Source organism: Klebsiella sp. R390 (genome assembly GCF_051131745.1).
Lineage (GTDB): Bacteria > Pseudomonadota > Gammaproteobacteria > Enterobacterales > Enterobacteriaceae > Klebsiella.
This window is the reverse complement of record NZ_CP180445.1, coordinates 3,918,339-3,930,269: the sequence shown is the minus strand read 5'-3', so window position 1 is coordinate 3,930,269 and position 11,931 is coordinate 3,918,339. Positions and strand designations below refer to the sequence as shown.

Genomic DNA, 11,931 nt, shown 5'->3' with positions numbered 1-11,931 from the left:
ATGTGTATGCGTAATTTCATCATTCTTGCCCCACTACTGCTCACTGGTTGTAGCCATATGGCTAACGATTCGTGGCGCGGCCAGGATAAAGCTCAGCACTTTATTGCGTCGGCGATGCTCTCGGCTGCCGGGAATGAGTATGCCCAACATCAGGGCTACAGCCGTGACCGCAGTGCGGCAATTGGCTTTATGTTTTCCGTTAGTCTGGGGGCATCGAAAGAGCTGTGGGACAGCCGCCCTGCAGGAAGCGGCTGGAGCTGGAAAGACTTCGCATGGGATGTCGCCGGTGCCACAACGGGTTACGCCGTGTGGCAACTGGCGCATCAGTAATATCTAGAGTCTCAGCCCTTTGCCTTTACGGTGCAGCATCAGAGAGACCAGCAGCGCGATGGCGCACATCACGGTAACGTACCAATAGAAGACGTGTTCGATACCAACTGATTTCAGCGATAATGCAACGTACTCAGCGGAACCGCCAAACAACGCATTCGCCACCGCATAGGACAGGCCGACCCCTAAGGCTCGTACCTGCGCCGGGAACATCTCCGCTTTCAGAATACCGCTGATCGAAGTATAAAAACTCACAATCATCAACGCACAAATAACCAGCGCAAACGCGGCATAAGGTGAGGTCACATTCTGTAAGGCGCTTAAAATCGGCACCGTAAAGAGCGTTGCTAATGCGCTAAAGCAGATCATTGATGTCCGACGGCCAATTTTATCTGACAGCGCCCCGAACAGCGGCTGCGCCAGCATGTAGACGAACAGTGCCGCGGTCATGATCACGCTTGCCGTACTGGCACTCATCCCTGCCGTATTGACCAGATATTTCTGCATATAGGTCGTAAAGGTATAAAAAATTAACGACCCCGCGGCGGTAAAGCCCAGCACCATCATAAATGCTTTACGGTTGCGCCATAGCCCTTTGAAAGAACCCGCTTCTTTTAACGCTCGGGTCTCTTGCTTAGAGGTTTCATCCAACTGGCGACGCAGCCATAAGGCGACGACGGCGAGCACGGCCCCTAGCGCAAATGGGATCCGCCATCCCCATGCATGCAGTTGTTCATCGTTGAGGATTTGCTGTAAGGCCACGACCACAAGTACGGCCAGTAACTGTCCGCCAATCAGCGTGACGTACTGGAATGAGGCGTAGAAGCCTTTTTTACCTTCGACAGCGACCTCACTCATATAGGTTGCACTGGTCCCGTACTCCCCTCCGACGGAGATCCCCTGGAACAGGCGCGCTACGAGTAATAGTGCGGGAGCCCAGGTACCTATTGTTTCGTAGCCGGGTAAACAGGCAATGACCAGCGAGCCTGCACACATCATGCAGACGGAAATGAGCATTGAGGTTTTACGGCCACGGCGATCAGCGATACGTCCGAACAGCCACCCTCCAATGGGGCGCATCAGAAAGCCTGCAGCGAAAACCCCGGCGGTTTGCAATAGCTGAGTGGTCGTGTTTCCTGAAGGAAAAAAGATGTGTGCAAAATAGAGAGAGCAGAATGAGTAGACGTAAAAATCAAACCATTCGACCAGATTACCCGAAGATGCACCTACAATTGCCCATATGCGACGACGAGTGTCGCTGTGCTCCAGCGAGCCCCGTTCGTTAAGACTACTTTCTGCCATTGTTATTCTGCTCCAGCAAGGACTGCAATCTGTCTGGGCGTTCCACGTCACTGAGACAAATCAATTAGTAAACTAAATGTTATATAATTGTTATTTGATTATATGTGAATGAATTCACATTTTTTTCCGTCATCTGGTTTTCGGGATTAACGCTACAACATGGCCAGGGATAAAGTGGAATATGGTGAGGAGGCGGCGACAGCAGGCTTTTATGTTGCTGCTAAGTGTGGGTGTCGTGCCATTTTATGATGAATGGAGACTTTCGTGGGAATAAAACGCAGACAATACAAAAGGCCCGGTCTTTCGACTGAGCCCTTTGCTTTAGCAGATAAACAAAAAAACCCCATGCTTTCGCATGAGGTTTCTTTGTTTTATTTGATGCCTGGCAGTTCCCTACTCTCACATGGGGAGACCCCACACTACCATCGGCGCTACGGCGTTTCACTTCTGAGTTCGGCATGGGGTCAGGTGGGACCACCGCGCTATCGCCGCCAGGCAAATTCTGTTATCAGGATGCTAAAAGCACCCCAACTAATCTGTATCAGGCTGAAAATCTTCTCTCTGTCCACCAAAACAGCTTTGGCGTTGTAAGGTTAAGCCTCACGGTTCATTAGTATCGGTTAGCTCAACGTATCGCTACGCTTACACACCCGACCTATCAACGTCGTCGTCTTCAACGTTCCTTCAGGACTCTCAAGGAGTCAGGGAGAACTCATCTCGGGGCAAGTTTCGTGCTTAGATGCTTTCAGCACTTATCTTTTCCGCATTTAGCTACCGGGCAATGCCATTGGCATGACAACCCGAACACCAGTGATGCGTCCACTCCGGTCCTCTCGTACTAGGAGCAGCCCCCCTCAATTCTCCAGCGCCCACGGCAGATAGGGACCGAACTGTCTCACGACGTTCTAAACCCAGCTCGCGTACCACTTTAAACGGCGAACAGCCGTACCCTTGGGACCTACTTCAGCCCCAGGATGTGATGAGCCGACATCGAGGTGCCAAACACCGCCGTCGATATGAACTCTTGGGCGGTATCAGCCTGTTATCCCCGGAGTACCTTTTATCCGTTGAGCGATGGCCCTTCCATTCAGAACCACCGGATCACTATGACCTGCTTTCGCACCTGCTCGCGCCGTCACGCTCGCAGTCAAGCTAGCTTATGCCATTGCACTAACCTCCTGATGTCCGACCAGGATTAGCTAACCTTCGTGCTCCTCCGTTACTCTTTGGGAGGAGACCGCCCCAGTCAAACTACCCACCAGACACTGTCCGCAACCCGGATCACGGGTCTACGTTAGAACATCAAACATTAAAGGGTGGTATTTCAAGGTTGGCTCCACGCAGACTGGCGTCCACGCTTCAAAGCCTCCCACCTATCCTACACATCAAGGCTCAATGTTCAGTGTCAAGCTATAGTAAAGGTTCACGGGGTCTTTCCGTCTTGCCGCGGGTACACTGCATCTTCACAGCGAGTTCAATTTCACTGAGTCTCGGGTGGAGACAGCCTGGCCATCATTACGCCATTCGTGCAGGTCGGAACTTACCCGACAAGGAATTTCGCTACCTTAGGACCGTTATAGTTACGGCCGCCGTTTACCGGGGCTTCGATCAAGAGCTTCTCCTTACGGATAACCCCATCAATTAACCTTCCGGCACCGGGCAGGCGTCACACCGTATACGTCCACTTTCGTGTTTGCACAGTGCTGTGTTTTTAATAAACAGTTGCAGCCAGCTGGTATCTTCGACTGATTTCAGCTCCATGAGCAAGTCACTTCACTTACCATCAGCGTGCCTTCTCCCGAAGTTACGGCACCATTTTGCCTAGTTCCTTCACCCGAGTTCTCTCAAGCGCCTTGGTATTCTCTACCTGACCACCTGTGTCGGTTTGGGGTACGATTTGATGTTACCTGATGCTTAGAGGCTTTTCCTGGAAGCAGGGCATTTGTTACTTCAGCACCGTAGTGCCTCGTCATCACACCTCAGCGTTAACAGAAGTCCGGATTTACCTAAACTTCCCGCCTACATGCTTAAACCGGGACAACCGTCGCCCGGCTAACATAGCCTTCTCCGTCCCCCCTTCGCAGTAACACCGAGTACAGGAATATTAACCTGTTTCCCATCGACTACGCCTTTCGGCCTCGCCTTAGGGGTCGACTCACCCTGCCCCGATTAACGTTGGACAGGAACCCTTGGTCTTCCGGCGAGCGGGCTTTTCACCCGCTTTATCGTTACTTATGTCAGCATTCGCACTTCTGATACCTCCAGCAACCCTCACAGGCCACCTTCAACGGCTTACAGAACGCTCCCCTACCCAACAACACATAGTGTCGCTGCCGCAGCTTCGGTGCATGGTTTAGCCCCGTTACATCTTCCGCGCAGGCCGACTCGACCAGTGAGCTATTACGCTTTCTTTAAATGATGGCTGCTTCTAAGCCAACATCCTGGCTGTCTGTGCCTTCCCACATCGTTTCCCACTTAACCATGACTTTGGGACCTTAGCTGGCGGTCTGGGTTGTTTCCCTCTTCACGACGGACGTTAGCACCCGCCGTGTGTCTCCCGTGATAACATTCTTCGGTATTCGTAGTTTGCATCGGGTTGGTAAGTCGGGATGACCCCCTAGCCGAAACAGTGCTCTACCCCCGAAGATGAGTTCACGAGGCGCTACCTAAATAGCTTTCGGGGAGAACCAGCTATCTCCCGGTTTGATTGGCCTTTCACCCCCAGCCACAAGTCATCCGCTAATTTTTCAACATTAGTCGGTTCGGTCCTCCAGTTAGTGTTACCCAACCTTCAACCTGCCCATGGCTAGATCACCGGGTTTCGGGTCTATACCCTGCAACTTAACGCCCAGTTAAGACTCGGTTTCCCTACGGCTCCCCTATACGGTTAACCTTGCTACAGAATATAAGTCGCTGACCCATTATACAAAAGGTACGCAGTCACCTAACAAGTAGGCTCCCACTGCTTGTACGTACACGGTTTCAGGTTCTTTTTCACTCCCCTCGCCGGGGTTCTTTTCGCCTTTCCCTCACGGTACTGGTTCACTATCGGTCAGTCAGGAGTATTTAGCCTTGGAGGATGGTCCCCCCATATTCAGACAGGATACCACGTGTCCCGCCCTACTCTTCGAGTTCACAACGTGTGCATTTTAGTGTACGGGGCTATCACCCTGTACCGCCGGACTTTCCAGACCGTTCCACTAACACACGCGCTGATTCAGACTCTGGGCTCCTCCCCGTTCGCTCGCCGCTACTGGGGGAATCTCGGTTGATTTCTTTTCCTCGGGGTACTTAGATGTTTCAGTTCCCCCGGTTCGCTTCGTTAAGCTATGTATTCACTTAACGATAGTGTGACGAATCACACTGGGTTTCCCCATTCGGAAATCGCCGGTTATAACGGTTCATATCACCTTACCGACGCTTATCGCAGATTAGCACGTCCTTCATCGCCTCTGACTGCCAGGGCATCCACCGTGTACGCTTAGTCGCTTAACCTCACAACCCGAAGCTGTTTCGTAAAACAGTTCGCGTTGCGAAAATTTGAGAGACTCGAACACACCGCTTTTCCTTTCTTATTACGGAGAAAGGAAACAGTGTGTCGTTTCAATTTTCAGCTTGATCCAGATTTTTAAAGAGCAAATATCTCAAACGTGATTCCGGAGAACCAGTTTTGAGATATTGAGGTCGGCGACTTTCACTCACAAACCAGCAAGTGGCGTCCCCTAGGGGATTCGAACCCCTGTTACCGCCGTGAAAGGGCGGTGTCCTGGGCCTCTAGACGAAGGGGACACTGAAGTCTCAATCGCAAGACGCCTTGCTATTTACTTTTCATCAGACAATCTGTGTGGACACTACAAAGGCAGGTTCTTTCAGGTAAGGAGGTGATCCAACCGCAGGTTCCCCTACGGTTACCTTGTTACGACTTCACCCCAGTCATGAATCACAAAGTGGTAAGCGCCCTCCCGAAGGTTAAGCTACCTACTTCTTTTGCAACCCACTCCCATGGTGTGACGGGCGGTGTGTACAAGGCCCGGGAACGTATTCACCGTAGCATTCTGATCTACGATTACTAGCGATTCCGACTTCATGGAGTCGAGTTGCAGACTCCAATCCGGACTACGACATACTTTATGAGGTCCGCTTGCTCTCGCGAGGTCGCTTCTCTTTGTATATGCCATTGTAGCACGTGTGTAGCCCTACTCGTAAGGGCCATGATGACTTGACGTCATCCCCACCTTCCTCCAGTTTATCACTGGCAGTCTCCTTTGAGTTCCCGGCCGGACCGCTGGCAACAAAGGATAAGGGTTGCGCTCGTTGCGGGACTTAACCCAACATTTCACAACACGAGCTGACGACAGCCATGCAGCACCTGTCTCAGAGTTCCCGAAGGCACCAAAGCATCTCTGCTAAGTTCTCTGGATGTCAAGAGTAGGTAAGGTTCTTCGCGTTGCATCGAATTAAACCACATGCTCCACCGCTTGTGCGGGCCCCCGTCAATTCATTTGAGTTTTAACCTTGCGGCCGTACTCCCCAGGCGGTCGACTTAACGCGTTAGCTCCGGAAGCCACTCCTCAAGGGAACAACCTCCAAGTCGACATCGTTTACAGCGTGGACTACCAGGGTATCTAATCCTGTTTGCTCCCCACGCTTTCGCACCTGAGCGTCAGTCTTTGTCCAGGGGGCCGCCTTCGCCACCGGTATTCCTCCAGATCTCTACGCATTTCACCGCTACACCTGGAATTCTACCCCCCTCTACAAGACTCAAGCTTGCCAGTTTCAAATGCAGTTCCCAGGTTGAGCCCGGGGATTTCACATCTGACTTAACAAACCGCCTGCGTGCGCTTTACGCCCAGTAATTCCGATTAACGCTTGCACCCTCCGTATTACCGCGGCTGCTGGCACGGAGTTAGCCGGTGCTTCTTCTGCGAGTAACGTCAATCACTAAGGTTATTAACCTTAATGCCTTCCTCCTCGCTGAAAGTACTTTACAACCCGAAGGCCTTCTTCATACACGCGGCATGGCTGCATCAGGCTTGCGCCCATTGTGCAATATTCCCCACTGCTGCCTCCCGTAGGAGTCTGGACCGTGTCTCAGTTCCAGTGTGGCTGGTCATCCTCTCAGACCAGCTAGGGATCGTCGCCTAGGTGAGCCATTACCCCACCTACTAGCTAATCCCATCTGGGCACATCTGATGGCATGAGGCCCGAAGGTCCCCCACTTTGGTCTTGCGACGTTATGCGGTATTAGCTACCGTTTCCAGTAGTTATCCCCCTCCATCAGGCAGTTTCCCAGACATTACTCACCCGTCCGCCGCTCGTCACCCAGAGAGCAAGCTCTCCTGTGCTACCGCTCGACTTGCATGTGTTAGGCCTGCCGCCAGCGTTCAATCTGAGCCATGATCAAACTCTTCAATTTAAGTTTGATGCTCGTGAATTAAACTTCGTAATGAATTACGTGTTCACTCAGAGACTTGGTATTCATTTTTCGTCCGAGGACGTTAAGAATCCATGTCACTTTGAGTGCCCACACAGATTGTCTGATAAATTGTTAAAGAGCAGTGCCGCTTCGCTTTTTCTCAGCGGCGCGGGGTGTGCATAATACGCCTCCCCACTTCAGAGTCAAGCATTTATTTTTTGCTTTTCTCTGTCAGGTAACTCGACTGGCTTTCAGTGGAGAACCCTGCTGGCCCGGCGGCTTGTTGGCCGTTGTTCCGTGTCAGTGGAGGCGCATTATAGGCAGTAATTCTGACGTGACAAGTTTAAATTCACAAAAATGATTCGTTCGCTTACTTATTAATCAATTTCGCATTCGGACTTTAATTCTTGCCTGGTTTTTAAACAAAAACGAGCCCATTGGGCCCGTTTTTGTCGTTTTGTGATTTACTGCACTGCGACGATATGGTCGTTTTTAACCACCAGCTGGACTTCTTTGCCAGGAATCAGCTCACCGGAAAGAATTTGCTGCGCCAGTGGGTTTTCGATCTGCTGCTGGATAGCGCGTTTTAACGGACGCGCGCCGTACACCGGATCGTAACCATTCGCGCTCAGCAGTTTCAGCGCTTCATCGGACATATGAACGTCGTAACCACGTTCTTCCAGACGTTTGTACAGACGCTGCAGCTGAATCTGCGCAATAGAAGCTATGTGTTTTTCACCCAAAGGATGGAAGACCACCACTTCATCGATACGGTTAATGAACTCCGGGCGGAAGTTCTGGCTGACCACACCCAGAATCAGATCTTTCATATGGCCGTAATCCAGCTCCCCGAAACGCTCCTGAATCAAGTCCGAACCGAGGTTGGAGGTCATGATCACCACCGTATTGCGGAAATCGACCGTTCTCCCCTGCCCATCGGTCAGACGACCGTCGTCCAGCACCTGCAACAGAATGTTGAACACATCCGGATGGGCCTTTTCGACTTCATCCAGCAAAATGACGGAATACGGACGGCGACGAACCGCTTCAGTCAGATAGCCCCCTTCTTCATAGCCGACATATCCCGGAGGTGCACCGACCAGACGCGAGACGGAGTGTTTCTCCATAAACTCGGACATATCGATACGCACCATTGCATCGTCGCTGTCGAACATAAAGTTAGCCAGCGTTTTGCAAAGCTCGGTTTTACCGACACCGGTTGGCCCGAGGAACAGGAACGATCCGATTGGACGGTTAGGGTCAGACAGCCCGGCACGGCTACGACGAATCGCATTGGATACCGCTTCAACCGCTTCGTTCTGACCGATCACCCGACTGTGCAGTTCCTGCTCCATCCGCAGCAGTTTTTCACGCTCGCCTTCCATCATTCGCGCCACCGGAATACCGGTCCAGCGGGCCAGTACTTCGGCAATTTCCGCGTCGGTCACTTTGTTTCGCAACAGACGCATGGTTTTGCCTTCCGACTGGGTGGCAGCCGCAAGCTGTTTCTCCAGCTCCGGAATTTTACCGTACTGCAGTTCAGACATCCGCGCGAGGTCACCAACGCGACGCGCTTGCTCAATCGCGATTTTCGCCTGTTCCAGCTCGGCTTTGATCGTCTGGGTTCCGGAGAGTGACGCTTTTTCCGCCTTCCACTCTTCTTCTAATACTGAATACTGACGCTCTTTATCCGCCAGCTCTTCATTGAGCATATCCAGCCGTTTCAGGCTGGCCTCATCGGCCTCTTTCTTCAACGCCTGCTGCTCCAGCTTGAGCTGGATAATACGTCGGTCAAGTCGGTCGAGCTCTTCCGGCTTCGAGTCAATCTGCATACGAATGCTGGATGCAGCCTCATCGATCAGGTCGATGGCTTTATCCGGCAGCTGGCGGTCAGCAATATAACGATGCGACAAGGTTGCGGCTGCGACGATCGCCGGGTCGGTGATCTGTACGTGGTGATGCAGCTCGTAACGCTCTTTTAAACCGCGCAGAATCGCGATGGTATCTTCCACTGACGGTTCAGCCACGAACACTTTCTGGAAACGACGCTCCAGCGCGGCATCTTTCTCAATATACTGACGATACTCATCGAGCGTGGTCGCGCCGACGCAGTGCAGCTCCCCACGCGCCAGCGCAGGTTTGAGCATGTTGCCGGCATCCATTGCGCCGTCGGCTTTCCCGGCCCCCACCATGGTATGAAGCTCATCAATAAACAGGATGACGTTGCCTTCCTGTTTCGAGAGATCGTTCAGCACGCCTTTCAGGCGCTCTTCGAACTCACCACGATACTTCGCCCCGGCGACCAGTGCCCCCATGTCCAGCGCCAGTACGCGGCGGCCTTTCAGCCCTTCCGGCACTTCGCCGTTAACGATACGCTGCGCCAGTCCTTCCACGATGGCGGTTTTACCGACACCGGGTTCCCCAATCAGAACCGGGTTATTTTTAGTGCGCCGCTGCAACACCTGGATTGTCCGACGAATTTCTTCATCACGGCCGATCACCGGATCCAGTTTGCCTTGTTCAGCCCGCTCGGTCAGATCGACCGTAAATTTCTTCAATGCCTGACGTTGGTCTTCGGCACCCTGATCGTTCACGCTTTCACCTCCGCGCATTTGTTCAATCGCCTGAGTCACATTGGCGGTTGTTGCTCCGGCAGATTTTAAAAGGTCGGTCAGCGTACCGCGTGATTCAAGCGCCGCCAGAACGAACAGCTCTGACGAAATAAAGTTGTCCTTCCTCTTTTGCGCCAGCTTGTCGCAAAGATTCAGAATACGCACGAGATCCTGAGACGGCTGCACGTCACCGCCGGTGCCTTCCACCTGCGGTAAACGGCTCAACGCCTGAGTGATGGCCGTGCTTAACTCTCCGGCATTAATGCCAGCAGAAGTTAATAAAGGACGTACCGATCCCCCTTCCTGATTCAGCAAGGCGCTCATTAGATGAAGAGGTTCGATGAATTGGTTGTCGTGCCCAAGTGCAAGTGACTGGGCATCGGCAAGAGCAAGCTGGAATTTATTGGTAAGACGATCCAGACGCATAACTCCTCCCATAACAGGTCAAATTTGCTACTGGAGATTAAATGAGGTCATCCCTCAATTATTCAAGGTTAAAGACCTGAACTATGCGAAAAATATGTTTGCCGTCTGGATCGTCTTGACTCGCGAGGTTAGCTCAACCAGATGAAACTCGCCATACGACCCGTCGTCTTATCACGGCGATAAGAGAAAAAATCATCCTTTTCGCTTAGCGTACAGCGATCGCCGCCGAAGATCTGCGTCACGCCCACGTTAGCCAGGCGCTGGCAGGCAAGCTGATAAATATCGGCAAAGTATTTCTCACCAACCGGCCGAAAAGCGCTCTCGGCCTTCGGGTCTTTACTCATAAAGGCATCGCGCACTTCCGGGCCGACTTCAAACGCCTCGGGGCCGATGGCCGGGCCGAGCCAGGCCAGAATGTTTTCTGGCTTATCGGCAAAGCAAGCGACGGTTGCTTCGAGCACGCCGTCGCATAATCCGCGCCAGCCGGCATGTGCAGCGGCAATTTCAGTTCCTGCACGATTGCAAAAAAGCACCGGCAGGCAGTCTGCGGTCATCACGGCACACACCGTGCCCGGCATATTGCAGTATGACGCATCCGCCCGCTTTGACTCATATGGCCCGCCGTCCAGTTTCAGCACGGCAGTGCCATGCACCTGCTCCAGCCAGACCGGATACGACGGTAACCCGCCTGCGGCAAACATCCGCCGGCGGTTCTCTTCCACATGCTGCAGATTGTCTCCGCAATGGGCACCCAGATTGAGTGAATCGTACGGTGGCAGGCTGACGCCGCCAACACGCGTGGAGCTACAGGCCGCCACGCCTTCCGGCACAGGCCATTGCGGTACAATCAGTTTAGTCATAACCAGTCGATATCGTCCTTGTGGTCTTCGTAATCAGCACGCATTGCGTCAATCAGATCAACCATATCCTGTGGAATAGGCGCATGCCATTCCATCTCAATACCGCTGATCGGATGGTACAGACGCAACATCGTCGCGTGCAGAGCCTGACGATCAAACTTGCGCAGCGCAGTAATAAACGCTTCTGAAGCACCCTTCGGCGGGCGCGGACGGCCGCCATAGACCTGATCGCCCACCAGCGGATGGGTGATATGCGCCATATGCACACGGATCTGGTGCGTACGACCGGTTTCCAGACGCAGACGCAGGCGCGTATGGATACGGAAGTGCTCCATAATACGATAGTGAGTGACCGCCGGTTTACCCATCGGGTGCACCGCCATGTGCGTACGCTTAGTCGGGTGACGGCTGATAGGTTCTTCTACCGTTCCGCCGGAAGTCATGTGGCCAATCGCCACCGCTTCATACTCACGGGTGATTTCACGCAGCTGCAGCGACTCCACCAGGCGAGTTTGCGCCGGGATAGTCTTGGCGACGACCATCAGGCCAGTCGTGTCTTTATCCAGACGGTGAACGATACCCGCGCGCGGGACATCGGCAATCGGCGGATAATAGTGCAGCAGCGCATTCAGCACAGTACCGTCGGGATTGCCCGCGCCCGGGTGTACGACCAGGTCGCGCGGTTTGTTAATGACGAGGATGTCATCATCTTCATAAACGATATTGAGCGGAATATCCTGCGGTTCGAAGCGGACGTCTTCTTCGATTTCAACATCGATGGAGACCAGCTCTCCCCCTAAAACTTTCTCTTTCGGCTTGTCGCTGACAGCGCCGTTTACCAGCACTCGCTGGTCAAGGATCCAATCTTTTATTCGCGATCGCGAATAATCAGGGAACATTTCGGCCAAAGCCTGATCTAAGCGTTGACCGAGTTGATTTTCGGACACCGTTGCGGTGAGTTGTACTCGTTGTGCCATATACAGCT

5 protein-coding genes, 1 tRNA gene and 3 rRNA genes are annotated in these 11,931 nt (G+C 52.9%); 1 reads left to right on the top strand and 8 read right to left on the bottom strand.

What is annotated here, in order from left to right:
* Positions 1 to 6 precede the first annotated feature (6 nt).
* On the top strand, positions 7 to 330 hold the full coding sequence (locus ACMYSP_RS18490) for a YfiM family lipoprotein (RefSeq protein ID WP_434583498.1): 324 nt from the start codon (positions 7 to 9) through the stop codon (positions 328 to 330).
* Positions 331 to 333: 3 nt separating this feature from the next.
* Here ACMYSP_RS18490 and ACMYSP_RS18485 read toward each other — a convergent pair whose 3' ends face one another.
* From ACMYSP_RS18485 to rluD, 8 genes are all read right to left on the bottom strand, one after another.
* Positions 334 to 1,632, bottom strand: coding sequence for an MFS transporter (locus ACMYSP_RS18485; RefSeq protein ID WP_434583497.1), 1,299 nt, complete (start codon positions 1,630 to 1,632; stop codon positions 334 to 336).
* 380 nt (positions 1,633 to 2,012) lie between these two features.
* Positions 2,013 to 2,128, bottom strand: a 5S ribosomal RNA gene (gene rrf / locus ACMYSP_RS18480).
* A gap of 93 nt (positions 2,129 to 2,221) precedes the next feature.
* Positions 2,222 to 5,127 (bottom strand): 23S ribosomal RNA (locus ACMYSP_RS18475).
* A 218-nt stretch (positions 5,128 to 5,345) separates the two neighbouring features.
* Positions 5,346 to 5,421: transfer RNA gene (locus ACMYSP_RS18470), tRNA-Glu, on the bottom strand.
* 85 nt (positions 5,422 to 5,506) lie between these two features.
* Positions 5,507 to 7,048: ribosomal RNA gene (locus ACMYSP_RS18465) — 16S ribosomal RNA — on the bottom strand.
* Together the 16S, 23S and 5S rRNA genes with 1 tRNA gene alongside form the textbook arrangement of a ribosomal RNA operon.
* 464 nt (positions 7,049 to 7,512) lie before the next feature.
* On the bottom strand, positions 7,513 to 10,086 hold the full coding sequence (clpB, locus tag ACMYSP_RS18460) for an ATP-dependent chaperone ClpB (RefSeq protein ID WP_434583496.1): 2,574 nt from the start codon (positions 10,084 to 10,086) through the stop codon (positions 7,513 to 7,515).
* Between the two features lie 128 nt (positions 10,087 to 10,214).
* Positions 10,215 to 10,946 carry a purine nucleoside phosphorylase YfiH gene (gene yfiH, locus ACMYSP_RS18455; RefSeq protein ID WP_434583495.1) on the bottom strand — a complete coding sequence of 244 codons (732 nt, stop codon included), beginning with the start codon at positions 10,944 to 10,946 and terminating at the stop codon, positions 10,215 to 10,217.
* Positions 10,943 to 11,923: a 23S rRNA pseudouridine(1911/1915/1917) synthase RluD gene (gene rluD / locus ACMYSP_RS18450; RefSeq protein ID WP_123756924.1), complete on the bottom strand. Its 981-nt coding sequence runs from the start codon at positions 11,921 to 11,923 to the stop codon at positions 10,943 to 10,945. The genes yfiH and rluD overlap by 4 nt, the downstream gene beginning before the upstream one ends.
* Positions 11,924 to 11,931: the final 8 nt, after the last annotated feature.

Bases quoted from the DNA above. Each gene is read 5' to 3' on its own strand.
- ACMYSP_RS18490 (WP_434583498.1), top strand. From the start codon at position 7: ATGCGTAATTTCATCATTCTTGCCCCACTACTGCTCACTGGTTGTAGC.
- ACMYSP_RS18485 (WP_434583497.1), bottom strand. From the start codon at position 1,632: ATGGCAGAAAGTAGTCTTAACGAACGGGGCTCGCTGGAGCACAGCGAC.
- clpB (WP_434583496.1), bottom strand. From the start codon at position 10,086: ATGCGTCTGGATCGTCTTACCAATAAATTCCAGCTTGCTCTTGCCGAT.
- yfiH (WP_434583495.1), bottom strand. From the start codon at position 10,946: ATGACTAAACTGATTGTACCGCAATGGCCTGTGCCGGAAGGCGTGGCG.
- rluD (WP_123756924.1), bottom strand. From the start codon at position 11,923: ATGGCACAACGAGTACAACTCACCGCAACGGTGTCCGAAAATCAACTC.